This window comes from Rhizobium sp. 62_C5_N11_2, assembly GCF_051811185.1.
Taxonomy (GTDB): Bacteria; Pseudomonadota; Alphaproteobacteria; order Rhizobiales; family Rhizobiaceae; genus Rhizobium; species Rhizobium leguminosarum.
Genome location: NZ_JBPWPW010000001.1, coordinates 2,081,157 through 2,104,889, shown reverse-complemented (window position 1 = coordinate 2,104,889; position 23,733 = coordinate 2,081,157). Strand labels below are relative to the sequence as shown.

Sequence of the window (23,733 nt, the reverse complement as noted above, 5' to 3'; positions counted from 1 at the left end):
GTTTAGCGTTTGTAGGTCGGTGTGACGAAGGGCAGGGCGCTGACGGTGGTCGGCAGATATTTGCCGCGCACCTCGGCATAGACCAGTGTGCCGGCCGCAGCATGGGAGACCGGTACGTAGCCCATGGCGACGGGGCCTTCGACGCTGGGGCCGAAGCCGCCGGAGGTGACCTCGCCGATTTCGACCTTGCCTTCGGCATCGGCATAGAGCTTGGCATGGCCGCGCACCGGCGCCTTGCCTTCCGGCTTCAGGCCGACGCGGCGGCGCGCAGCACCGTTTTCGAGTTCGGACAGGATGCGGCCAGAGCCCGGGAAGCCGCCGGCGCGCGCGCCGTTGCCGCGCCTTGCCTTCTGCATGGCCCATTCCAGCGCCGCCTCGACCGGCGAGGTGGTCGTGTCGATATCGTTGCCGTAGAGGCAGAGGCCGGCTTCGAGGCGCAGCGAATCGCGGGCGCCGAGGCCGATCGCCTGGACATCGGGATGTTCGAGCAACCGCATGGTGACATCCTCGGCCTTGTCGACGGGGATCGAAATCTCGAAGCCGTCCTCGCCGCTATAGCCGGAGCGTGAGACCAGACAGGAAACATCGTGCAGGCGGCAATGGCGCACGTCCATGAATTTCATCGCCGCGACGTCGGCCCAGAGCTCGGCAAGAACTTCGACCGCGCGCGGTCCCTGTAGCGCGATCAAAGCGCGATTGAGGAGCGTGATGTCGCAGCGGTCGCCGATATGGGCCTGCAGATGAGCGAGATCGGCCTCCTTGCAGGAAGCGTTGACGACGATGAAAAGGTGATCGTCGAGATGAGTGATCATCAGATCATCGAGGATGCAGCCGGTATCGTCGGTGAAGAAGCCATAACGCTGGCGGCCTTCGGCAAGGCCGAGGATATCGACCGGCACCAGGCTTTCGAGCGCCAGCGCCGCATCCTCGTAGCTGCCAGATTTCGCCTTCACGATGACCTGGCCCATGTGGGAGACATCGAAGAGGCCGGCTTCGGCGCGGGTATGAAGATGCTCCTTCATGACGCCTGCGGGGTATTGCACCGGCATGTCGTAACCCGCGAACGGCACCATGCGGGCGCCGAGCGAAAGATGCAGGGCATGCAGCGGGGTTTTCTTCAGGGCAGCAGTATCGTCCAAAAGACGCCTCCGGGGTTTGCGCCTTCTCACGAAGGCGCGGGCTCAAATCTGAAGGCGCGGCTGCGCACTTCTCTCCTGAGCCCCCTCTGTCCCTTTGCCTGAGATTGTTATCCCTTCGGCGAGCGTTTCGAGAACGCTTCTCTCCAGAGTTCCGTCTGCCCCTTGCTGGTCCTTTTGCCTGAGAGTTTCCGGGGCGGTTGCTCCTTCGGCACCGGTGGCGAAAGCACCGGCTTCTCCCAACAAGGTTGGCGCAATTATCCGGCGGGTGTAGCGCTTGGCAAGGCCAAATGTCGTGACCGGACAATTTTTTGTCGCCATATCCATGCCAAGCCCTGATCTGCGGCAAATCTGCTTTTGCATTCCGTGGGGAAACCGGCTATCGCGACATGCTGTTGAAGGGGATCTCATGCGGCAGACCGGACTGAAAGCGACGCTCTTCCTGCGCATGCTTTGCGCATTGAGCCTGCTTTTGCTTGGCCTCGCCCATCAGGCACCTCAGGCTGTCGCCTCCGAAGGCTACGATGCAGCGGCCTATGTGCTGCCTGACGGTACCTTCGCCTCGCTCTGCGTCACCGTGAAGGACACCGACGGTAAGACCGTCGCCTTCAAGCCGAATTGCGAAGCCTGTCGGCTGTCGGCCTCCGTCATCCTGCCGGCGCCGGATGCGGGCTCCTGGCTCGAGCGCAAGCTCGCCGCGCTGATCAACGCGCCGATCGAAACCTCAGCAGTTGCCAGCGTAAGCGCCGTCAGCCGGCCGAATTCCCGCGCACCTCCCGTCCTCGCCTGATCTGCTTCCGCAACCCATGATGCAGCATGCCGGTCCGCCCGAGAGAGGTCCGTGGCCGGCGAGGAGATATCCGATGAAAACTATCAAGACATTTGGCAAGACATTCGGGCTTGCCGCCGTTCTTTCCGCGACCGCCTTTGCCGGCGCCGAGGCGCACGTGACCTTCCTCGACAGAGAGGCGAAGCAGGACAGCACCATTCTTGCCACGCTGCAGGTGCCGCACGGCTGCGACGGCAAGGCGACCACGGAAGTGCGGGTCAAGCTGCCGGAAGGCTTCGTCTTCGCCAAGCCGCAGCCGAAGGCAGGCTGGGAGCTCGACGTGATCAAGGGCGACTACCAGAAGACCTACGACAATCACGGCGACAAGGTGAAGACGGGCGCGATCGAAGTGCGCTGGAAGAACGGCAATCTCTCCGACGATTTCTACGATACTTTCGTCATCCAGGGTAAAGTGTCAGGAGTCGAGGCCGGCACCTCGCTCGCCTTTCCGGTGACGCAGATGTGCGGCGATACGGTCACGGCCTGGGATCAGGTGGCAAAGGAAGGTGGCGACGCGCATGGACTGAAAAGCCCGGCGCCGCTGTTGAAGGTCGTCGCCGGCGAAGACCATGGTCACGACCATGACGATATGGCCGGCATGGACATGTCCGGCATGGCTGGCATGGCTGGCATGGCCGCTGCCGCACCGGCTGGCGAAACGGTCAAGGCCGGCGATCTCGAAATTTCCGGCGGCTTCGCCAAGGCAATGCTGCCCGGCCAGCCGGTCGGCGGCGGCTTTTTCACGGTGAAAAACAACGGCAAGACGGACGATCGCCTGCTGTCCGTGACCTCGCCTGTATCAGGCGAAGTTCAGATCCACGAGATGGAGACCAAGGACAACGTCATGCGGATGCGCCAGCTGAAGGACGGCATCGCCATCGCCGCTGGTGAGACGGTCAAGCTTGAGCCCGGCAACCTGCACCTGATGTTCCAGAAGGTGAAGACGCCGTTCAAGCAGGGAGACACGGTGCCGGTGACGCTGACCTTCGAAAGGGCCGGCAAGGTCGATCTGGTCCTGCAGGTGCTCTCCGCTCAAGGCAAGTGAGAGCAGCGATTCAAAGTGCTACAGCGTCCTTTGCGCGTCTGGAAAGACGCGCGGCGCTGTAGTTAAAAAAAACCCGCGACAGCAATCGCAGTCGCGGGCTTTCGTTTGGAAGGCGATAGCCTCAGAAGTCTTCGTAGGATCGCAGCGCCTGTTTCAGGCCGGACTGCGGCTGGCGGTTGCCCTTCGCCATCAAGTCGAGCGCAACTTCGGTTGACTGGATGATGCTGGAGGGCTCGTCTATTTCCTCAGTGCCTTCGGCCTTCAACTGCCGGTCGACAGCCCGCCGTGCGTCGCGCGCCGCAGTGCTCGTCGCGACACGCTGCGGGATTCGGAGCGACTCGAAAGCAACCGCGGCGGTGTTGGCCGATATGGACAGGAGCTGGGTCATGCCAGTCACCGTATCGGCATGACCTTGGCGCCATCATAAGAAAATCATTGGCATTTTACAAAATGGTAAGAATTCATATGAGCTCGATTGGAATCACTTTCGCAACGCGGTAAATCCGGCTCATGATCCAGGCTCTCCTTGTCGCCTTCGGCGGCGCTATCGGTTCCGTTCTCAGATATTACGTCGGTCAGTGGACGCTACGTCTCATGGGGCCGGCCTTTCCCTGGGGAACGCTTGCCGTCAATGTTGTCGGCTGCTTCGTCATTGGCGTCTTCGCCGAGCTGATCGCGCGGAAGTTTAACGCCTCGACGGAACTGCGCCTTTTGCTGATCACCGGCTTCCTCGGTGGCTTCACCACTTTTTCGGCCTTCTCGCTGGATGCCATCTCGCTATTCGAACGCGGCGAGGGTGTTGCCGGCGGCATTTATATCGCTGCGAGCGTCGGACTATCGATGGCGGCCGTCATCGCAGGCCTTGCTGTCATGCGCGCTTTGGCCTGATCTCTTTTCCGGTTTCCGTTTTGCGTGAAAATGCTCTAAAGGCTGCGGCAAGAACGCCGGCTTGGCCCGCGCAGCAATTTCCGAAAGATTTTTTATGGCTGGCATTGAACATATCAAGGTTGAACCCGACGAAGCCGGCATGCGGCTCGATCGCTGGTTCAAGGTACACTTTCCGGGGCTCGGTTTCGGCCCGCTGCAGAAGCTGCTGCGCTCCGGCCAGGTGCGCGTCGACGGCGGACGTGTCAAATCGGATGCGCGCGTGCAGCCCGGCCAGACGGTGCGCGTGCCGCCGCTGGATGTCGATGCCAAGCTGAAGTCAGGACCGATCGCCGGCAAGGATCTCAAGCATTCGACGGATTTCGAACTGCTGTCGCGCATGGTGCTGCATGAGGACGAAAAGGTGATCGTGCTCAACAAGCCACCCGGTCTTGCCGTGCAGGGCGGCTCCGGCGTCGCCAGGCATATCGACCAGATGCTCGAAGCCTGGACCAGCCCGAAGGGCGAGAAGCCGCGGCTCGTCCACCGTCTCGACCGCGATACGTCTGGTGTTCTCGTCATCGCCCGCACCCGCGGTGCCGCGCAGAAGCTGACGGCGGCCTTCCGCGAGCGCGATACCAAGAAGACCTACTGGGCGCTGGTCAAGGGCGTGCCACGCAAACACGAGGACAAGATCTCGACCTGGCTCGTCAAGGAGCCGACGGCTGACGGCGACCGCATGCGTATCGCCAAGCACGGCGAGGATGGAGCAGATCACGCCGTTTCCTTCTATCGTGTGCTCGAAACCGCCGCCCAGAACCTCGCCTGGCTGGAGATGGAACCCTATACTGGACGGACCCATCAGCTGCGTGTGCACGCGCTGCATATCGGCCATCCGATCATCGGCGATCCGAAATATTTCGACGACGATCCGAATTGGGATTTTCCAGGCGGCGTCCAGAAGAAGCTGCATCTGCACGCGCGTCACATCGACATCCCGCACCCCTCCGGCGGGCGCCTGCGCATCAGTGCGCCGCTGCCGTCGCATATGGTGCAGACCTGGAATCTTCTCGGCCTCGATCTCGCCAGTGCCGAAAGGGACGCCGAATGAAACTGGCGCTTTTCGATTGCGACGGCACACTGGTCGATAGCGCCGGCCTGATCCACGAAACCATGCGCAGGACCTTCGATAAGTTCGGCAGGCCGGAACCGCGCTTTGAAGACACCAAGGCCATTATCGGCCTGTCCCTCGATATTGCGATTGCCCGCATGCAGGGCAGGCAGCATGTGGAGCAGGAAGACATCGACATGACGGCGCACTACAAATCGCTGTTCTCGATCGTGCGTCAGGATCTCGATTACAAGGAGCCGCTGTTTCCCGGCATCCGCGAGATGATCGACGCGATCAGCGGGCGCGATGACCTGCTGATCGGCGCGGTGACGGGTAAATCCCGCCGCGGGCTCAAGCTCGTGATGGAGACACATGGTTTCGACGCGCATTTCATCGTCGCACGCACCGCCGACGATTGCCCCTCCAAGCCGCATCCAGCCATGGTGAGCGAATGCTGCGATGAAACCGGCATGAATGCTGCCGACACCATTGTCATCGGCGATGCGGTTTACGATATGCAGATGGCAAAGGCTGCCGGCGCCAAGGCGATCGGCGTTGCCTGGGGCTATGCCAGCGTGGATGAGCTGATCGCCAACGGCGCTGATGCGATCGCCTACCATCCGAACGAGATATTGCGTCATTTTTCTTGAGGTGAGCCCATGCGCGATCTGCTGAACGACCTTTCCGAAGGCCTGAGCCATCCCGATCCCATCCGCCGCGCGCAGATTCAGATGAAGAAGCCGCTGCCGAAGCGCTTCTATACCGGCGTCTCCGTTGCCGAACACGAGGGCGGTTTTGCGATCACGCTCGACGGCAAGATGGTGCGCACGCCGGCACGGCAGGTTCTCGCCGTGCCGACAGAGGCGCTCGCGCAGCTTGTCGCTGCCGAATGGCAGGCGCAGGGCGAGGAGATCAATCCCGTGAGCATGCCGGTAACGCGGCTCGTCAACACCGCACTCGACGGCGTTGCCGCCAACGCGCAGGCGATCTTCGAGGATATCCTGCGCTTTTCCTCCAGCGACCTCATCTGCTACCGCGCCGGGGAGCCGGAACTTCTGGTCGAACGCCAGGCCGAGCACTGGGATCCCGTGATCGACTGGGCGGCGAATGATCTCGGCGCCCGGTTCATCCTCGTCGAAGGGGTGATGCCTCAGGAGCAGCCGCGCGAGGCGACTGCCGCCTTCGCTGTCACGCTCGCGCGATATGATAGCCCGATGGCACTTGCAGCGCTCCACACGGTCACCACGCTGACCGGCTCGGCGATCCTGGCGCTCGCCTTCGCCGAGGGCCGGGTAACGACTGAGGAGGCCTGGTCGCTTGCCCATCTCGACGAGGATTGGACGATAGAGCATTGGGGCAGAGACGAGGAAGCCGAGGAGCGGCGGGCCAAGCGCTTTGCCGAGTTCAAAGCCGCAGCGGATGTTTTTTTCGCCCTAAGCGCCTGAAACATATTGCCTTCCAATGCATTATGACGAAGTCTGCGACTCCAACGGGGTGGTGCGGGATTTTGCAATGAATTGGCTGAGGTCGTGTTTTTGCCGGGCCGCACTTGTCTGTATCGCGCTTACGGCCTGCGTCGGCCTCTCGGCCACCAAGCCGGAGGCACCGGTCTATGATGTGCGCAGCGCCGTCGTTCTCTCCGGTCCGAACATGCCGGCCGAGCTGCTTTCCGGCGTCAACGACCGCGTCAACGCAGCGATCAACGCCACCGTGCGCGACACTGTGCTGCCGCGGGTGGTGCTGACAATCCGCGTGGTTTCCATCCAAAAAGGCCTCGGCTTCCAGAAGGACCGCAACGTCGCCAAGATCAGCATCGACGCGGCCTCGGTCGAGGACGGCTCGGTCATCGCCGTCAGCGCCTTCGACGTGACCAGCATTGCTGCCGATCCCAAGCTTGCCGACGAGATCCTGGCCGAGGACGTCGCGGCAAGGATACGCTCGGTTTTCTCACTCAGCGGGCGCGGGCGCTAAATAGTTAGAACATGATGTTGTCCGAAAACCGCGCTCACTTTTCGGCATCATGCTCTAGCGCATAATCCAACCGCCGGATTGCCGCCCGCAGCGGCGAGGGAGATCGCATGAAGGAAATTCTCGAGGAACTGGAACGGCGCCGCGGCATTGCCCGCCTTGGCGGCGGCGAAGCACGCATCGACGCCCAACACAAACGCGGCAAGCTGACGGCGCGCGAGCGTATCGACCTCTTCCTCGATGAGGGCTCCTTCGAGGAATTCGACATGTTTGTCGAACATCGCTCCACCGATTTCGGCATGGATAAGAGCCGGATTGCCGGCGACGGCGTCGTCACCGGCTGGGGCACGGTCAATGGCCGCACGGTGTTCGTCTTCGCCAAGGACTTCACCGTCTTCGGCGGCTCGCTATCGGAAGCGCATGCCGAGAAGATCATGAAGGTGCAGGACATGGCGCTGAAGAACCGCGCGCCGATTGTCGGTATCTATGATGCGGGCGGCGCCCGTATCCAGGAGGGCGTGGCGGCTCTCGGCGGTTATGCCGAGGTATTCCAGCGCAATGTGCTCGCCTCCGGCGTCATTCCGCAGATCTCGGTGATCATGGGTCCCTGCGCCGGCGGCGACGTTTATTCGCCTGCGATGACAGATTTCATTTTCATGGTGCGTGATACCTCCTACATGTTCGTCACCGGTCCCGATGTGGTGAAAACCGTGACCAACGAGACGGTGACGGCCGAAGAACTCGGCGGCGCCGTGGTGCATACGGTGCGCTCGTCGATTGCCGATGGCGCCTATGACAATGATGTCGAAACGCTCTTGCAGGTACGGCGGCTGATCGATTTCCTGCCGCTTTCAAATACCGCGCCACTGCCCGAGATCGAATGTTACCAGTCGGTGACAGAGATCGACACCTCGCTTGACACGCTGGTGCCGGCGAGTTCCAACAAGCCTTACGACATCAAGGAACTGATCCGGAAGGTGGCGGACGAGGGGGATTTCTTCGAGATCCAGGCGAGTTTTGCCGGAAATATCGTCTGCGGCTTCGGCCGCGTCGAAGGCTCCACCGTCGGTTTCGTCGCCAACCAGCCGATGGTGCTGGCCGGCGTGCTCGACAGTGACGCATCGCGCAAGGCGGCCCGTTTCGTGCGCTTCTGCGACTGCTTCAACATTCCGATCGTCACCTTCGTCGACGTGCCGGGTTTCCTGCCGGGTACGGCGCAGGAATATGGCGGCCTCATCAAACACGGCGCCAAGCTGCTCTTTGCCTATGCCGAGGCGACGGTGCCGAAGCTCACCGTCATCACCCGCAAGGCTTTCGGCGGCGCCTATGACGTGATGGCGTCGAAGCATCTGCGCGGTGATCTCAACTATGCCTGGCCGACGGCGCAGATCGCCGTGATGGGCGCCAAGGGCGCCGTCGAGATCATCTTCCGCAAGGATATCGCCGATCCCGAAAAGATCGCCGCTCATACGAAAATGTATGAGGACCGGTTCCTCTCGCCCTTCGTTGCCGCCGAGCGTGGTTATGTCGACGAGGTGATCATGCCGCATTCCACCCGGCGGCGGCTGGCGCGCGGGCTGAAGATGCTGCGCAACAAGGATCTCGCCAATCCCTGGAAGAAACACGACAACATCCCGCTTTAACGTTTTCCGCCGAATAAAGCTGCGCGATCGGGTGTTTACCCGCTGTCGAAAAAGTGAACGGCCGTCAGCGATCCGTGTGTTCAATCCTTGCGAGGGACAGGTTAACGCTCGGCTCTTATTGTTTTAATGGAGAGGTTTAATGTCAACTTTCGAGCGTCTTTCTGCCTATCGCCCCTATGGGCTGGCCGCTCTCAGAATCATCACTGCGCTGCTGTTCATCGAACACGGCACGATGAAGCTTTTCGCTTTCCCGGCTGCGCAGATGGCCGGCCCGCTGCCGCCGCTGATGCTTTTCGCCGCCCTTCTTGAGCTTATCGGCGGTATCCTTATTCTCGTCGGCCTGCTGACGCGCCCTGTCGCCTTCCTCCTCGCCGGTGAAATGGCCGTCGCCTATTTCATGGCGCATGCTCCGAACAGCTTCTTCCCGGCCGTCAACCAGGGCGACGCCGCGATCCTGTTCTGCTTCGTCTTCCTCTACCTGTTCTTCTCTGGTCCCGGCGCTTTTGCCGTCGATAACCGCAAGACAGCCTGAACGATAGACTGAGGGGCGTCGCGACGCCCCTCAACCTTCACATCAGGCAGTAAGCTTGAGACCGGCGATGCCGGCGACGATCAAAGTGATGCAGGCAAGACGGGAGACACTTGCCTCATCGCCAAGCAGCCAGATGCCGAGAAATACGGTGCCGACCGTGCCGATGCCGGTCCAGACCGCATAGGCGGTGCCGATCGGCAGGTGCTTCACCGCCAGGCCGAGCAGCACGATGCTCACCACCATGGATATGACGGTCAGCGCCGTCGGCAGCGGCCGCGTGAAACCATCGGTATATTTAAGGCCGATTGCCCAGCCACATTCAAAAAGACCGGCGAGAAAAAGCAGAAACCAGGCCATGCGACTCTCCTTGTTCAAGAGCGAGGCCGTCCCCGCGACAGTTGCATCCTGGAGGATGCCGCAGTCGTCTGCGATAACGTCTATATGCGTGAGGCGGCGGCGGTGTTCAAGGTCGGAATCGGCACGGCTGCCATGCCACCCGTTTCTTGCGGGCTTGGGAGCCGGATCAGGATTGCCCGCCAGCCTCGGCGGAAAGGCTCTTGGCGCGGCGGCAGAGGCGATCGAAGGTTTCGAGGAAGCGTGAACGGTCTTTCGGGCTGAAGGCGGCGTTGTAGCCCTTGCTCTCGCCGGTTTCACGCAAGTGCGCGCCAAGATCGCGCATGGCGCTCGCCATGCCGATATTGGTCTCGTTGAAGACGCGCCCTGTGGGTCCGCTGACGAAGGCGCTAGCGGCGACACAGCGTACGGCAAGCGGCACATCGGCGGTGACAACAACATCGCCCGCACCGGCGCGTTCGGCGATCCAGTTGTCGGCGGCGTCGAAGGCGTTGGAGACGATGACGTTGTGGATCATCGGATCGCGCGAGGGGCGCAGGCCGGAATTGGCAACGAAGGTGACTTCGAGGCCGTGACGTTCGGCCACCTTCAGGATTTCCGGCTTCACCGGGCAGGCATCGGCGTCGACATAGATCAAAGGCTGTTTACCTCATTCAATGCCGACGCCTGATACGCGCGGATTACTCGCGAGTCCAGATTTCGCTCGCAACCTTTTCCGAGCCGCCATAGGTCCAGACACCCTGCCAGCTGCCGTCCGGCTGCTCGAAATACATGGCGATGCCGAAATTCTCCTTGGAGACGTAGCCGACGGAGATCGCCGTATCCTCGTCGCTTGCCGGCCCCATTTCGAAACGATCGCCGCTGAATTTTGCGCCGAGACCGGTGCCGATCGACTCGTTCTTGCCGATCATCCAGTCGACGATATAGGTCTCGCCGTTGCGAAGCACCTTGACGGTGCCCTGATATTTGCTGCCGTCCTCGCTGGTGCCAGCGACCTTGTAGGAACCTGTGGGGTCCGCAAATGCAATGGCGGGCAGTAACACAAATGCACAGGCCGAAATAATAGTCCGAAAAATCATAAGGCCCCCCTTTTGGCGAAGCATGATTGCCAAGCACCGAAGCGGTAACATGAAAGGGCTTCACACTTGGTGAAGCCCTCTGCAGATCAGGCCCGTTATTTTTGGGGTATCGAGCGGTTTTACTTCAAGCCCGCAGTCTTTGTGTCATGCATTAGTAGACCACCACGCCGCGGATGCTCTTGCCCGAATGCATCAGTTCGAAGCCCTTGTTGATGTCCTCGAGCGGCATGGTGTGGGTGATCATCGGATCGATCTGGATCTTGCCCTGCATGTACCATTCGACGATCTTCGGCACGTCGGTGCGGCCGCGCGCGCCGCCGAAAGCGGTGCCCATCCAGTTGCGGCCGGTGACCAGCTGGAACGGACGGGTGGAGATTTCCTGGCCGGCGCCGGCAACGCCGATGATAACCGACTTGCCCCAGCCGCGATGGCTGGCTTCCAGTGCCTGGCGCATCACCTTGGTGTTGCCGGTGCAGTCGAACGTGTAGTCGGCGCCGCCGATCAGGTCGCCGTTGCGTTTGGTCAGGTTGACGAGGTAAGGCACGATGTCGTCACCGACCTCCTTCGGATTGACGAAGTGGGTCATGCCGAACTTTTCGCCCCAGGCCTTGCGGTCAGGGTTGATATCGACGCCGATGATCATGTCGGCACCGGCAAGACGCAGGCCCTGAAGCACGTTGAGACCGATGCCGCCGAGACCGAAGACGATCGCCGTCGAGCCGATCTCCACCTTGGCGGTGTTGATGACCGCACCGATGCCGGTCGTCACGCCGCAGCCGATGTAGCAGATCTTGTCGAAGGGTGCGTCGGGATTGACCTTGGCAAGGGCGATCTCCGGCAGCACGGTGAAGTTCGAAAAAGTCGAGCACCCCATATAGTGGTGGATCTTGTCCTTGCCGATCGAGAAGCGGCTCGTTCCATCCGGCATCAGCCCCTGGCCCTGGGTAGCGCGGATCGAGGTGCAGAGATTGGTCTTGCGGGAAAGGCAGGAATAGCACTCGCGGCATTCCGGGGTGTAGAGCGGAATGACATGATCGCCCTTCTTGACCGAGGTGACGCCAGGGCCGACATCGACGACGATGCCGGCGCCCTCATGGCCGAGGATGGCCGGAAACAGGCCTTCAGGATCGGCGCCCGACAGGGTGAAATCGTCGGTGTGGCAGATGCCCGTCGCCTTGACCTCGACCAGCACTTCGCCGGCCCGCGGTCCTTCCAGCTGCACGGTCATCACTTCCAGCGGTTTTCCGGCCTGAACGGCAACGGCGGCGCGAACGTCCATCTTGATATCTCCCTGACGATTTTTGTTGGTTCCCAGCTGATTTATCGGGCTGAGCTTGGCATGGTCGGCGAACTCGGCTCAAGCGAAAACGGCCGGTCGCCCGGTCTTTTCCTCTCAGGCGAATTCCATGATGACGGCATCGACGGCCAGGCTTTCGCCGGCCGCGGCATTGATCTTCGAGATGACGAGATCGCGGTCGGCGCGCAGCACGTTTTCCATCTTCATCGCTTCGACGATCGCAAGCGTCTCACCGGCCTTGACCTCCTGGCCCTCGGCAACCGCGATGGCGACGACGAGGCCAGGCATCGGGCAGAGCAGGAGCTTGGAGGTATCGGGCGGCAGCTTCACCGGCATCAGCCTGTCGAGCTCGGCATGACGCGGCGAAAAGACCTTGGTAATCACTGAAAGCCCCTGCCAGTCGATACGCAACCCGTTCAGAACGGGGCGAATCTGCGCGATGATGTCGCGACCGCCGACCTTGCCGCTCCAGACAGGATCCCCCGGTCTCCAATCGGTGACAACACTCTTGCTCTGGCCCTCTATCGCCCCCTCGATCGCGATGTCCATATCGAAGGGGATAGTGACGAGGCCGTCGAGCAATCTTGCAGCGACGTGGTTGTCGCCGATCTTGACCACCCATTCCTCGCGCAGCGCGCCCGATGCGGCGCGCAGACGATCGGCGAAACGTTCGCGGCGGTTTGTCTCGATCAGCGAGGCGGAGAGGGCGATGCCGGCAAGCACGGCTTCTTCCGCCGGGTCCGGTTTCATCGGCGCAAAACCATCGGGATATTCCTCGGCGATGAAGCCTGTGGACAGCCGGCCCTCGCGCCAGCGCGGATGTTTCATCAGCGCCGACAGGAAAGGCACATTGTGCTCGATGCCATCGACGACGAAGCCGTCGAGCGCCCGACCCATGGCGTCGATCGCCTCGGGCCGGGTCGGCGCCCAGGTGCAGAGCTTAGCGATCATCGGATCGTAGTACATCGAGATCTCGGCACCCTCGAAGACGCCGGTATCGTTGCGGATAACGACATTGCCGGTCCTGCCTTCCGCCGGCGGGCGGTAACGCGTCAGGCGGCCGATCGAGGGCAGGAAGTTGCGGTAGGGATCTTCGGCATAGAGCCGGCTCTCGATCGCCCAGCCGTCGAGCCTGATGTCCTCCTGAGCAAAGGGAAGGGGCTCTCCGGCTGCCACCCGGATCATCTGCTCGACGAGATCGATACCGGTGACGAGTTCGGTCACCGGATGCTCGACCTGCAGGCGGGTGTTCATTTCAAGGAAATAGAAATTGCGGTCGCGGTCGACGATGAACTCGACGGTGCCGGCGCTCTGGTAATCGACGGCCTTCGCCAACGCCACCGACTGTTCGCCCATGGCCTTGCGGGTGGCTTCATCGAGGAAGGGCGAGGGCGCCTCTTCCGCGACCTTCTGGTTCCGCCGCTGGATCGAGCATTCGCGCTCGCCGAGATAGACGACGTTACCATGCGCGTCGGCCAGCACCTGGATCTCGATATGGCGCGGCTCGACGACGAACCTCTCGATGAAGACGCGGTCGTCGCCGAAGGAGCTTTTTGCCTCCGAGCGGGCGCGCTCGAAGCCGTCGCCCACATCAGCCTTGTTCCAGGCGATGCGCATGCCCTTACCGCCGCCACCCGCCGACGCCTTGATCATGACAGGATAGCCGATCTCGCCAGCGATCACTTCCGCATGGGCGGCATCCTCGATGATGCCGAGATGGCCGGGCACGGTGGAGACACCGGCGGCATTGGCGAATTTCTTCGATTCGATCTTGTCGCCCATCGCCATGATGGCCTTCGGCTTCGGACCGATGAAGATGATGCCCTGCTTTTCGAGTTCAGCGCAGAAGGAGGCGCGTTCGGAGAGGAAGCCGTAACCGGGGTGGACGGCCTCGGCCCCCGTCGCCTTGCAGGCGGCGATGATCTTTTCGGCGACGAGATAACTCTCCGACGCCGCGGCCGGGCCGATATGCAGAGCCTCGTCGGCCATTTCGACATGCAGCGCGTCCCGATCCGCATCCGAATAGACCGCGACGGTCAGAATCCCCATGCGGCGCGCAGTCTTGATCACGCGGCAGGCAATTTCGCCGCGATTCGCGATCAGGATTTTCTTGAACATGGAGACTCCACCCAGAAATGCATCCCGGAGTTTTACGCACAAAACACCGGAACGCACAATCAGGCTTGCGGAGCGTCAGGCGACGGCAGCTTCGGAGACAGGTTCCTCGTCGACGATGCGCAGCCAGCGGCTGCGACGCGGCTCGGCATAATCGCGCAGCTCGACGGCAGCCATGATCCCCGCCCAGTGCGGATGATTGGCGCCGGACAGCGTTGCCTGCTCGATCTGCTGGAGAACGCCGTATTCGACCGACGAGACGGGGATGATGCCGCCTTCGGCGACGCTTCTGAAGATGCGCATTGCGTAGTCGACGTCCTGGCGGGTGATGCCCCGGCGATCGATGGCGCGCGACAGCTTGTAGCCACCGATATTGTCGGTGATCGCCAGACGAAGCTGATCGAGGGCAAGCGCTCTCAACTCAACTGGGACATCGGTCGAAATCTCCATAACGTGGAGAATGAGCTCGAGCTCGAGCGCCGAGTTGACGACACCATTGGTCGTGAACATGCGCATGATCCAGGCGACGTTGATTTCATCCAGCGAGCCCTGCGGATAGGTGTAATGGACGATGAAACCGGCGAGCTGCTCCACGAAGAAAGCGTTCCAGTCGGCACATTTTTCAGGGCAGGAATTGTTGAGCGCCAACATCGCCACGACGTCGTCGGATGTCCGGATACCCTCCGGAAAACTATGTTTGCGCAGCAATACTATATCTTCGGCCGTCAGCCGATGCTTGCCGGCCACGACACAGGCCGGAAAAGCGAGACGAAATTCGCTCATGTTTTAACTCCAGGCTTCATCATGAAACCGCAGACAGTTTTAGCGCCTGCGAATTGACGATCCCTCAAGAAGAGGAGTTAATCTGATATTCCCGAGGTCAGGAAGATTTTAACGTTTGCGCCTGCAGCCGCTCGCGCCAGATGATGAAAAGGCCTGATGCAACGATGATGAAGATGCCGATCCATTTGGAAAAGCTCGGGAAATCGTTGAACAACGCATAGCCGAGAACGGTCGCCGAGATAATCTCGAAGTACTGGAACGGCGCAAGCAGCGACAGCGGAGCGAGGCGGAAAGCCCGGACCACGAGCATATGCGCATATCCCGAGATCGAGCCGAGGGCGAGAAGCAGGATAAGGCCGAGACCGGAGGAGGGCAGAGAGACGGCAAAATCGGCATTGCCGAAACTGTTTCCGACGAAAAGCGCAGCCGCCATGAAGATCGTTCCGCCGATGCCGGCCATCGTCTGCATGGTCAGCGGCGAATCGGCCTCGCCAATGGCGCGGTTGAGGAAGAGATAGAGCGAGAACAGAAAGGCGCAGGCGACCGGGAGCAGCGCCTTCAGCCCGAAGATCTCGTAGCTTGGCTGAATGACGATCATTGCGCCGCCGAAGCCGACGATGATCGCCATCCAGCGCCGCCAGCCGACCTTGTCGCCGAGAAACAGTGCCGACATCGCGGTCAGCATGAAGGGCTCGACGAAATAGATGGCGAAGACATCGGCGAGCGGCATGTATTTGACGGCGACGAAGAAAAGCAGGCTCGCAGCGCCATGCAGCACGCCGCGCAGCAGATTCATCCATGGCCGTTTGGCCGAAAGCGCCTTAAGCCCGAAGAGGGCGAAAAGAATCGGCAGGGTACAGGCGATCTGAAAGAAGAATCGGTAGAAGGTCACCTGGCCCGGCGACATCGCCTCGAAGGTCGCCATGTATTTGGCGATCGCATCCATGGTCGGCAGGATGAGCATGGCGCCGGACATGATGGCCATGCCCTGCAGGGAATTTTGATGGGGCTCTGACATGGCTGCTGATTCTTGCGAGGATGACGCCATCAATCACGGGAAAGCCAGGCAATCAAGCCAAGCAACCGCAAATAGCTTCGAGGTGAAATCGAAATCATCGCTTAGAGAGCGTTTCCCTGAAGGGAAATGGTGCGGTCGAGAAGACTCGAACTTCCACGGGTTGCCCCACAGCGACCTCAACGCTGCGCGTCTACCAATTCCGCCACGACCGCATCGTGGTAGGTGCCGATTTGCGTCGGCGGGGCAGCATGTAGCAAAAGCATCTGGGGTGCACAAGGGCGATATGACAGTTTTTTTGAAAACCGCTCACAGCATTTGAATTGGCCCCGAAACAGGTCCATATAGCTGTCCTGCCGCCCCTTTTTCGCAGGCATTTCGGGGAGAGCGGCAAGGAATGACCATGCTTCGCACCGATCTCGAATTCTCTATGCTTCCCCGACTCGGAACCCGGCCGGTACGCTGGCGCATCGCCGATGGCCTCGTTCCCTATGAGGAGGCGGTGGAGACGATGGAGCGCGAGGTGGCGGTGATATCAGATGGCGGCGATGAACTCGTCTGGCTCGTCGAACATCCGCCGCTCTATACTGCCGGCACCAGCGCCAATGCGAGGGACCTCGTCCAGCCGAACCGGTTTCCGGTCTTTGCGACAGGGCGTGGCGGTGAATATACCTATCATGGACCCGGCCAGCGCGTCGCCTATGTCATGCTCGACCTGAAAAGGCGGCGCCAGGACGTGCGCGCCTTTGTCGCCGCCCTTGAAGATGTCGTCATCCGCACGCTCGACATGATGAATGTCCGCGGTGAGCGACGTGAAGATCGCGTCGGCGTCTGGGTGCGCCGGCCGGAAAAGCCGTTGCTGGCCGATGGGACGATGGCCGAGGACAAGATCGCCGCTCTCGGCATAAGGCTGCGGAAATGGGTGACCTTCCACGGACTGTCGCTCAACGTCGATCCGGATCTCGATCATTTCGAAGGCATCGTGCCCTGCGGGATATCCGCCTATGGCGTGACCAGCCTCGTCGATCTTGGCTTGCCTGTGATGATGGCTGATGTCGATATCCGGCTGCGCGCCGCCTTTGAGGCGGTTTTCGGCGAAACGACCGGCGAAACCTGACTGACCACGGCGACCGGGGCAATTTGTATCAGAAAGAAAGGCTGGTTTCGGTCTTTTCTTAAGTGAAACAATGCTTCGTGGCAGATTTGGCGGTCGCGCAGCGTTGAGGTCGCTGTGGAAGAATCCGCGGAAGTTCGAGTCTTCTCGACCCACCATTTTCCTTCGGCGAAACGCTCGCCGGGCGCATTCTGCCGTCAGACTCGGCAACCGCTTCACTGTCAGAGCCAACGTTTTAACCCATAATTAGCGATTGAAAATATATACGACACTACAGCTGTGTGAATATGGAAGTCCGAGGACAATGAGAAAAAAAGCAGCGGCAAGCTGGTCATTCCTCGATGTGTATTTCGCTCTCGATATTATCGAGAAGGTTCTCATCGGCTATTTCTTCGTCGGGATTGTCATGCGTGTCCTGCCGCAGATGCAGGACAATCGGGCAATCATCGATTGCCTGCTGATCGTTTCGGAGGGAGCTGCCGCCTTCCTCATCCTGACCCGCCGGACGACGAGAAATGCGTCGCTGCGCCTCTTTGATTGGACGGTCACCGCCATCGGGACGATCTTCCCGCTGCTTGCCACGCCCTCCGCGACACAGCCGCTAGCGCCACTCGCGTTCTGCGGGACGGCGATGGCACTCGGTTTTGTCCTGCAGATATCGGCAAAGCTGACATTGCTGCGAAGCTTCGGCCTGGTGCCGGCCAATCGCGGCGTCAAGATCGGCGGGCCTTACAAATTTGTCCGCCATCCGATGTATGCGGGTTATCTGATGACACACATCGGCTTCTTCCTGGTCCATCCGAGCCTTTGGAATTTTGCCATCTATGCGACGGCCCTCACCGCCCAATGTTTCCGCTTGTTGGCGGAGGAGCGTCTGCTCAAGCAGGATCCTGCCTACGAGGCCTTCATGGCCACGACCCGTTACCGGCTCGTTCCATTCGTATTCTAAGACGACATAAAGATGGATTGAAAAGAGAAGGGCCGGTTTCCGGCCCTTTCTTTTGTCGGATCAATGCGTTGCGCGGCATGCTTCAGTGCGGGAAGCGCCGCTGTCGGCACCCTTGGTATGGGAGCCCTTCGGGCCGATCATGCTATGGCATGGGGGCAGCGGCGTGATGCTGGCCGTTGCGGTCTTGTCGACGGCAGGGGCTGCCATGGCGCTCGGTGCGAAGCCGTCGCTGTCATTGGTGTAGTCGCTGGAATAGGACGGAGCCTTGCGGCTGCTGTAGTGCACTGGGGCCGGCTTCGAGGTGGGGCTCGGCGCGAAGCCGTCGCTGTCGTTGGTGTAGTCGTCGGAATAGGTCGGCTGGGCGAAGGCAGCGCCTGCAAGGCTGACGGCGAACAGGGACGCGGCAAGGGCAAATTTGATGCGCATGGGTTTATCTCCTCAATCTGCTGTTGAATTCCACAACATAAACTAACCCTCGGCACACACGAGTTCGCGCCCCAATTCAGGCAATTTTGTGATAATATGGCGACGCACCCGCGACCTTTTGTCCAAATGAAATCACAGTGTTGTCAACGAAATTGACCTTCGCGTGACAGAAGCCGCCTAACAAAAATAGGCGATTGGTGTCACGAATAAGACAGCTGGTGCTGCAATCTTAAATTGTTAACTTTTGGTAATATTGGGAAAGATCACCAACGGCAGGCGGCAGCCCGCCTTCGGTTGGTGATCTGCGCCTTGGGCGTGAACTCAGTCGTCGTTCGGGATATGCGCATCGACACCGGTCAGCTGCAGTTTGTTGCGGACGTGACGGACGCCATCGACCGAAAGCGCGCCGAGTTCGACCTTGCGAGCGATGCCGATCGTCTCCACCGACCCTTCCAGGGTGACGACGTGACCATCTGCATGAACCTCGATGCTGTCGATGTCGACCTCAGGAATGTTTTCGAGATTGTCGTTCACCCGCGCTTCGAGATCGTCGCTTTCATCGCGGTCGATCGTATCGGCGCGCAGCGAATCCTTCAGGCGATTCTCGTTGCCGTCCTCATCCGTGCCATCGACCCGGAAGCCCCTGTTGGGATCGCTGTCGAAATTGGCTACGGTCTCGCCATAAGGGCGGTTGGCGGGGTCGGCGCCGCTGCTGTCGGCATAGGGCCAGCCGTCGTCGAGATTGCGCTCTTCGAGGTCGCGATAATCTTCCTCCCGGGAAATCGGGGTCTTGTCACCGATTCTTGCCATTGCAGTCGCTCCTTGTTTCTTTGCTGGAAACGCCGGCAACGGCGAATGGTTCGGCATGGACGGCGATTTGTCGGCCGTGATTGTCAGCCCTGGGCCTTCTCCCATTTTTTCACGAGACGGTCGCGTTTCAGCCGTGAGAGGCGCTGTAGCCAGAAAATGCCGTCGAGCTGGTCGACTTCGTGCTGAATGCAGATGGCAAGGAAATCTTCGGCACCGTCCTCGTGCACGGCGCCCTCGGCATCCTGATAGCGGAATCGGATCGCCCGCGGGCGCGTGACCTCGTCGGTCGCACCGGGCATGGAGACGCTGCCTTCGGTATGGCTCATCGTCTCCTTCGAAAACCAGGTGATATGAGGATTGACGTAGAGGCGCACGCCGTCGGCCTTGTCGAGTTCCAGCACCGTGACACGGTTGAAGACACCGATATGGGCGGCGGTGATACCGACGCCGGGGGCAGCGCGCATCGTCACCAGCAGGTCGTCGGCAAGCGCGGCGAGCGAGGAATCAAAGGCCGTCACCGGTGCGCAGACAGTCTTCAGGCCCGGATGTGGATAGCACAAAATTGGACGGATGGGCATGGGGCAGGCTTCCTCTGCTTGGACGGGTGAGGAAACTATCGCCGGCCACGAGCATTGTCATCACGAAGCGCGGTTTGCCGCTTTACGACACGGGTGCTTTGGGCTAGCAGGGGCCAAGAATTCCGGCTGCGGGAGCCTCGCGCGGGATTCGCTTATCCGCTTGTTGATAATGTGTTTTCAGCCGACATTTGCGAATGCGGTGCGGCAGTCGTTGAAATTCGAACCAGATGCGAGGGCGGCAGATGACGACGACCGATGAGGAAGACCGCATCCGCAGGCGTCCTGATGACGAGGACGCTGATATCTACGACGAGGACGGCAATGTCCGCAGCGATTTCCTGGCGCTCGTCGGTGCTGCGATCGCCGACCGCGACACGCTGTTCCTGCGTCAGAACGTTGCTCGCCTGCATGAATCGGAAATAGGCGACCTGTTGGAATCGATCCAGCCGGATCAGCGCCTGGCGCTGGTGCGCCTGCTCGGCGACGATTTCGACATGACGGCGCTGACCGAGGTCGATGAGGCGATCCGCCGCGAAATCGTCGACCAGATGCCGAACGCGCAGATCGCCGCCGCGATCGGCGAGCTCGATTCGGACGATGCCGTCTACATTCTCGAGGACCTCGACAAGGAGGACCGGGAGGAAATCCTTGCCCAGCTGCCGTTCACCGAGCGGGTGCGGCTGCGCCGGGCGCTCGACTATCCCGAAAGCTCGGCCGGGCGCCGCATGCAGACGGAATTCGTCGCCGTGCCGCCGTTCTGGACAGTCGGCCAGACGATCGACTACATGCGCGACGAGGAGGATCTGCCCTATTCCTTCTCGCAGATCTTCGTCATCGATCCGACCTTCAAGCTGCTCGGCGCCGTCGATCTCGACCAGATCCTGCGTACCAAACGGCAGACGAAGATCGAGCAGATCATGCGCGAGACCAACCATCCGGTTCCGGCCGAGATGGACCAGGAGGAGGCGGCCCAGCTCTTCGAGCAGTACGACCTTCTCTCGGCTGCCGTCGTCGACGAAAACGGCCGGCTGGTCGGCGTGCTGACCATCGACGATGTCGTCGACGTCATCCACGAGGAGGCGGACGAAGACATCAAGCGCCTCGGCGGCGTCGGCGACGAAGAGCTGTCGGACAATGTGCTGTCGACGGTGCGTTCGCGCTTCCTGTGGCTTTTGATCAATCTCGGCACGGCGATGCTGTCGGCAAGCGTCATCGGCCTGTTCGACGCCTCGATCGAGAAGATGATCGCGCTCGCGGTGCTGATGCCGATCGTCGCCTCGATGGGCGGCAATGCCGGTACGCAGACGATGACGGTGACGGTGCGCGCGCTCGCCACCCGCGATCTCGACATCTACAATGCCGGCCGCATCATCCGCAGGGAGGCGGGCGTCGGCATCTTGAACGGCATCGTCTTTGCGACGATCATGGGCGCGATCGCCGGCACCTGGTTCCACGACTACCAGCTCGGCGGGGTGATTGCGGCGGCGATGATCATTAATCTGATAGCGGCAGCCCTTGCCGGCATCCTGCTGCCGCTGCTGCTCGACAAGATGGGGGCCGACCCGGCGATCGCCTCTTCCGTCTTCGTCACAACGGTGACGGACTGTACCGGCTTCTTCGCCTTTCTCGGCATCGCCACATGGTGGTTCGGCATCTGAACCGTCAAAAATTGACTATTACGTAAAAGTCAATATTATCGTCTGTCCGACGACGGGGAACACATGCCGGTGAACAAGTTTTATAGCATAACGGAGCTGACGCGCGAATTCGGGGTCTCGACGCGCACGCTCCGCTTCTACGAGGACGAGGGACTGATCCATCCGGAGCGGCGCGGGCGCACCCGTCTGTTCCGGCAAGCCGACCGGCGGCTCATCGCCGAAATCCTCCGCGGCCGGCGCATCGGTTTCACCATCGCCGAAATCCGTGAGATCATCCAGGTCTACAAGGAGCCGCCGGGCGAACTCGGCCAGCTGAAGCTCCTGATGAAGCGCGTCGACGAGAAGCGCGACGACCTTCGCCAGAAGCGCAAGGATATCGACGACACGCTGGCGGAACTCGACGCTATCGAAGAGACCTGCCTCGGCCGCCTCGCCGAAATCGGCGTCACCACCTGATCAAGCGCCGTATTGTCGGCGAATTCATTCTGCCTCGGCGCTGCATTCGGCGGCAATGGTCTGGACCCGCTCGTCGTTCTGTATATCGATCGCGCCCGCCTGAAGCGGCGTGAACAGGGCTTGCGCCTGCAATTTCTCCAGCGTGCACTGGCAGAAGCTGCGGCAGAGCGCTTCGCCTTGCTGCATGACGCAAGAGGCGTTGCATTGCCTTAGGTAAGTCGCAACCGGATCCGGCGCCTGCGGTGGGACGACGAGGGAAAGCCCATAGGCGATACCGATCAACACCGGCTGGTGGATGAGGTAAAAGGCAAGGCTGTGGCGGCCAAGCCTTGCCGGCCACCAGGACCCGGTGCCAATGGCGGCAAGCCGGTGCAGCAGCCTGGTTCTGATGGCGATCGAGGCGATGCTCAATCCAGCGAAGAAGGGCGTTGCCCAGGGAAATAGCGGCACGTAGTCGTTGGACCGTTCCGGCATCACCGCAAGGCCGATCCAGGCGAGATATCGGGGATCGAAGAAGGATGAGCGCAGCAGGCCGGGTGGGCCGAAATTGTCGGTGATCCAGGCGGCAAAGAGCGCGAGCGTGGCGATGAGGGTGAAGGCGAGCGGCAGTCTCAAGAAAACGACGCCGATGAGCGTGAGCACCGCGATACAATGCAGGATGCCGAAGTAGATCCACTCGTTCGGCATCGCGATGCGTGTGGCGATCGAGATCACCGCGGCTGCCGCGGCAATCATGCCGAAGCGCTTCCAGAAGGAGGGCCAGCGAATCTCGGGCTTGCTCGACAGCACCAGGCTGATGCCGACGATGAAGAGAAAGGTCGTGGCGATCGCCCGGGCATAGATCTTCAGCCAGCCGGTCTCGGCCGTGCCCGGCGCGAGATAGCCCATGAACTCCATATCCCAGCTGAAATGGTAGCTCGCCATGGCGATCAGCGCGACGCCGCGCGCCGTATCCAATAGACCGATGCGCGGTGGCCTTGCCGCCGCATCGGTTTCCGTTGCCGGCAATGTCATCAAAGTCCCTCGGGCAAATCACGTCCGTCGCTCGACGGCATATCGCGGCGAATAGCAGAAAGGTGGAGATTTGATGGCGGGCCGGCATCCATGATCGCCAGCCGCGCCTCCGAGAAGAATTGCCGCCGCGCCAGCACGAAGATGACGATCGCCGTCGTCATCATGAAGACATAAGGGTTGATGAACCAGCCGAGATAACCAATCGACAGGAAGATCGCCCTGAGGCCCTCGTTGAAATTGCTGCCGGCAATGACATTCATGCGGATGACGCGTTCGGCGGCCCGCTCGGCGGCGATGATGTCGCGCTCGCTGTCGCGCATCATCGGGATCGAGCCGAAGAGAATAGTGCAATAGTTGAACAGCCGGTAGGACCAGCCGAACTTGAAGAAGGCATAGCCGAAAAGCGCTGCCAGCCCGCCGACCTTCATCTCGAAAACGGCATGGCCGCCATGGAAGACGAAGGGCAGGTCGGCGAAGACGGCGTCGACTTTCTCCGTCGCGCCGAGCAAAGCAAAGCAGCTGCCGATCGCGAAGATCGAGGTCGAAGCGAAGAAGGCGGTGCCGTTCTGCAGGCCGGCCATGATCTGCGTGTCGATCATCTTCAGGTCGCGGCGCAGCGAATTATAGATCCACTCCCGCCGCCGCTCGGTCATCGCATGGGTGAGGCTGGTGCGCCCGAAGAAGGTACGGCCACGCAGCAGCCAGGAATAGCCCATCCAGACCCAGGCAAAGAAGGCCAGAGCGATATAGTCCGCCTTCGTCATCAGTGATCCAGTCTCCGCATGAATGCGGCTAGTATGCCGCAAGTTGAATTTTGCCGCATGGCCGAGTTGGGCGGCTTGACGCGGGCTTTTGGCCATGCGGCAGTTCGGCATAATCGAGTCGTCGGGAAACGACGAGGCTTGGTGGATAGCCGACCGGCATCTTCTGGACCTAAATGTAGCAATGCGGTGATCC

The 23,733-nt window shown here is 60.9% G+C and carries 27 protein-coding genes, 1 tRNA gene and 1 riboswitch; of the genes, 13 read left to right on the top strand and 15 right to left on the bottom strand.

What is annotated here, in order from left to right; genetic code table 11:
- Positions 1 to 2: 2 nt before the first annotated feature.
- A complete protein-coding gene (gene gcvT / locus AB8B31_RS10675; protein ID WP_028733768.1) occupies positions 3 to 1,139 on the bottom strand; it encodes a glycine cleavage system aminomethyltransferase GcvT in 1,137 nt (378 codons plus the stop codon).
- 156 nt (positions 1,140 to 1,295) lie between these two features.
- Positions 1,296 to 1,388, bottom strand: a riboswitch (glycine riboswitch).
- A gap of 157 nt (positions 1,389 to 1,545) precedes the next feature.
- Here gcvT and AB8B31_RS10670 point away from each other — a divergent pair.
- Both AB8B31_RS10670 and AB8B31_RS10665 read left to right on the top strand, forming a co-directional pair.
- Entirely contained in the window at positions 1,546 to 1,926 is a 381-nt protein-coding gene (locus tag AB8B31_RS10670) for a hypothetical protein (RefSeq protein ID WP_018445234.1), read from the top strand.
- Positions 1,927 to 1,999: 73 nt separating this feature from the next.
- The gene (locus AB8B31_RS10665; RefSeq protein ID WP_065276305.1) at positions 2,000 to 3,010 is read left to right on the top strand and encodes a DUF1775 domain-containing protein; all 1,011 of its coding nucleotides are present in this window, start codon (positions 2,000 to 2,002) and stop codon (positions 3,008 to 3,010) included.
- Positions 3,011 to 3,131: 121 nt separating this feature from the next.
- On the opposite strand, the gene AB8B31_RS10660 is transcribed toward AB8B31_RS10665, so the two are convergent.
- Positions 3,132 to 3,398 carry a hypothetical protein gene (locus AB8B31_RS10660; RefSeq protein WP_028733766.1) on the bottom strand — a complete coding sequence of 89 codons (267 nt, stop codon included), beginning with the start codon at positions 3,396 to 3,398 and terminating at the stop codon, positions 3,132 to 3,134.
- Positions 3,399 to 3,520: 122 nt separating this feature from the next.
- Here AB8B31_RS10660 and crcB point away from each other — a divergent pair, with 122 nt between their 5' ends.
- The 7 genes from crcB to AB8B31_RS10625 all read left to right on the top strand — a co-directional run bounded on the left by crcB (position 3,521) and on the right by AB8B31_RS10625 (position 9,128).
- The gene (gene crcB, locus AB8B31_RS10655; protein ID WP_028733765.1) at positions 3,521 to 3,898 is read left to right on the top strand and encodes a fluoride efflux transporter CrcB; all 378 of its coding nucleotides are present in this window, start codon (positions 3,521 to 3,523) and stop codon (positions 3,896 to 3,898) included.
- A gap of 94 nt (positions 3,899 to 3,992) precedes the next feature.
- Entirely contained in the window at positions 3,993 to 4,985 is a 993-nt protein-coding gene (locus tag AB8B31_RS10650) for an RluA family pseudouridine synthase (RefSeq protein ID WP_018242151.1), read from the top strand.
- Positions 4,982 to 5,635 carry an HAD-IA family hydrolase gene (locus tag AB8B31_RS10645; protein ID WP_028733764.1) on the top strand — a complete coding sequence of 218 codons (654 nt, stop codon included), beginning with the start codon at positions 4,982 to 4,984 and terminating at the stop codon, positions 5,633 to 5,635. The genes AB8B31_RS10650 and AB8B31_RS10645 overlap by 4 nt, the downstream gene beginning before the upstream one ends.
- A gap of 9 nt (positions 5,636 to 5,644) precedes the next feature.
- A complete protein-coding gene (locus tag AB8B31_RS10640) occupies positions 5,645 to 6,430 on the top strand; it encodes an ATP12 family chaperone protein (protein WP_028733763.1) in 786 nt (261 codons plus the stop codon).
- 67 nt (positions 6,431 to 6,497) lie between these two features.
- Positions 6,498 to 6,956 carry a hypothetical protein gene (locus AB8B31_RS10635; protein WP_028733762.1) on the top strand — a complete coding sequence of 153 codons (459 nt, stop codon included), beginning with the start codon at positions 6,498 to 6,500 and terminating at the stop codon, positions 6,954 to 6,956.
- A gap of 107 nt (positions 6,957 to 7,063) precedes the next feature.
- Entirely contained in the window at positions 7,064 to 8,596 is a 1,533-nt protein-coding gene (locus tag AB8B31_RS10630) for an acyl-CoA carboxylase subunit beta (RefSeq protein ID WP_018445240.1), read from the top strand.
- A 139-nt stretch (positions 8,597 to 8,735) separates the two neighbouring features.
- Entirely contained in the window at positions 8,736 to 9,128 is a 393-nt protein-coding gene (locus AB8B31_RS10625; RefSeq protein WP_018242146.1) for a DoxX family protein, read from the top strand.
- Positions 9,129 to 9,170: 42 nt separating this feature from the next.
- Here AB8B31_RS10625 and sugE read toward each other — a convergent pair whose 3' ends face one another.
- From sugE to AB8B31_RS10585, 8 genes are all read right to left on the bottom strand, one after another.
- Entirely contained in the window at positions 9,171 to 9,485 is a 315-nt protein-coding gene (sugE, locus tag AB8B31_RS10620) for a quaternary ammonium compound efflux SMR transporter SugE (RefSeq protein WP_018072208.1), read from the bottom strand.
- A gap of 166 nt (positions 9,486 to 9,651) precedes the next feature.
- A complete protein-coding gene (locus tag AB8B31_RS10615; RefSeq protein ID WP_028733761.1) occupies positions 9,652 to 10,119 on the bottom strand; it encodes a YaiI/YqxD family protein in 468 nt (155 codons plus the stop codon).
- 43 nt (positions 10,120 to 10,162) lie between these two features.
- Positions 10,163 to 10,561, bottom strand: coding sequence for a hypothetical protein (locus tag AB8B31_RS10610; protein WP_018242144.1), 399 nt, complete (start codon positions 10,559 to 10,561; stop codon positions 10,163 to 10,165).
- Positions 10,562 to 10,712: 151 nt separating this feature from the next.
- A complete protein-coding gene (locus tag AB8B31_RS10605; protein WP_065276303.1) occupies positions 10,713 to 11,840 on the bottom strand; it encodes an S-(hydroxymethyl)glutathione dehydrogenase/class III alcohol dehydrogenase in 1,128 nt (375 codons plus the stop codon).
- Positions 11,841 to 11,954: 114 nt separating this feature from the next.
- Positions 11,955 to 13,976 carry an acetyl-CoA carboxylase biotin carboxylase subunit gene (locus AB8B31_RS10600; protein WP_028733759.1) on the bottom strand — a complete coding sequence of 674 codons (2,022 nt, stop codon included), beginning with the start codon at positions 13,974 to 13,976 and terminating at the stop codon, positions 11,955 to 11,957.
- Between the two features lie 75 nt (positions 13,977 to 14,051).
- Positions 14,052 to 14,756, bottom strand: a complete 705-nt coding sequence (locus AB8B31_RS10595; protein WP_028733758.1) for a hypothetical protein — start codon at positions 14,754 to 14,756, stop codon at positions 14,052 to 14,054.
- A gap of 97 nt (positions 14,757 to 14,853) precedes the next feature.
- Positions 14,854 to 15,804 carry a DMT family transporter gene (locus AB8B31_RS10590; protein ID WP_018242140.1) on the bottom strand — a complete coding sequence of 317 codons (951 nt, stop codon included), beginning with the start codon at positions 15,802 to 15,804 and terminating at the stop codon, positions 14,854 to 14,856.
- Positions 15,805 to 15,901: 97 nt separating this feature from the next.
- Positions 15,902 to 15,986, bottom strand: a tRNA-Leu gene (locus AB8B31_RS10585).
- 182 nt (positions 15,987 to 16,168) lie between these two features.
- Between AB8B31_RS10585 and lipB the strand changes: the two genes are divergently transcribed.
- Positions 16,169 to 16,888 carry a lipoyl(octanoyl) transferase LipB gene (gene lipB, locus AB8B31_RS10580; protein WP_028733757.1) on the top strand — a complete coding sequence of 240 codons (720 nt, stop codon included), beginning with the start codon at positions 16,169 to 16,171 and terminating at the stop codon, positions 16,886 to 16,888.
- A 301-nt stretch (positions 16,889 to 17,189) separates the two neighbouring features.
- A complete protein-coding gene (locus AB8B31_RS10575; RefSeq protein WP_028733756.1) occupies positions 17,190 to 17,834 on the top strand; it encodes a methyltransferase family protein in 645 nt (214 codons plus the stop codon).
- A gap of 60 nt (positions 17,835 to 17,894) precedes the next feature.
- Here AB8B31_RS10575 and AB8B31_RS10570 read toward each other — a convergent pair whose 3' ends face one another.
- The 3 genes from AB8B31_RS10570 to AB8B31_RS10560 all read right to left on the bottom strand — a co-directional run bounded on the left by AB8B31_RS10570 (position 17,895) and on the right by AB8B31_RS10560 (position 19,648).
- Positions 17,895 to 18,260 (bottom strand): hypothetical protein, encoded by a 366-nt coding sequence (locus tag AB8B31_RS10570; RefSeq protein ID WP_018242137.1) that lies wholly within the window; start codon positions 18,258 to 18,260, stop codon positions 17,895 to 17,897.
- Between the two features lie 321 nt (positions 18,261 to 18,581).
- Positions 18,582 to 19,070: a BON domain-containing protein gene (locus AB8B31_RS10565; RefSeq protein WP_028733755.1), complete on the bottom strand. Its 489-nt coding sequence runs from the start codon at positions 19,068 to 19,070 to the stop codon at positions 18,582 to 18,584.
- 83 nt (positions 19,071 to 19,153) lie between these two features.
- Positions 19,154 to 19,648 (bottom strand): peptide deformylase, encoded by a 495-nt coding sequence (locus tag AB8B31_RS10560; RefSeq protein WP_028733754.1) that lies wholly within the window; start codon positions 19,646 to 19,648, stop codon positions 19,154 to 19,156.
- A 242-nt stretch (positions 19,649 to 19,890) separates the two neighbouring features.
- Between AB8B31_RS10560 and mgtE the strand changes: the two genes are divergently transcribed.
- Together mgtE and AB8B31_RS10550 are read left to right on the top strand one after the other, a co-directional pair.
- Positions 19,891 to 21,306, top strand: coding sequence for a magnesium transporter (mgtE, locus tag AB8B31_RS10555; RefSeq protein WP_018242134.1), 1,416 nt, complete (start codon positions 19,891 to 19,893; stop codon positions 21,304 to 21,306).
- Between the two features lie 63 nt (positions 21,307 to 21,369).
- Positions 21,370 to 21,762, top strand: coding sequence for a MerR family transcriptional regulator (locus AB8B31_RS10550; protein ID WP_018242133.1), 393 nt, complete (start codon positions 21,370 to 21,372; stop codon positions 21,760 to 21,762).
- Between the two features lie 24 nt (positions 21,763 to 21,786).
- On the opposite strand, the gene AB8B31_RS10545 is transcribed toward AB8B31_RS10550, so the two are convergent.
- Both AB8B31_RS10545 and AB8B31_RS10540 read right to left on the bottom strand, forming a co-directional pair.
- A complete protein-coding gene (locus tag AB8B31_RS10545) occupies positions 21,787 to 22,776 on the bottom strand; it encodes a heparan-alpha-glucosaminide N-acetyltransferase (RefSeq protein WP_028733753.1) in 990 nt (329 codons plus the stop codon).
- Positions 22,776 to 23,540, bottom strand: coding sequence for a DUF599 domain-containing protein (locus AB8B31_RS10540; RefSeq protein WP_028733752.1), 765 nt, complete (start codon positions 23,538 to 23,540; stop codon positions 22,776 to 22,778). The genes AB8B31_RS10545 and AB8B31_RS10540 overlap by 1 nt, the downstream gene beginning before the upstream one ends.
- Positions 23,541 to 23,733: the final 193 nt, after the last annotated feature.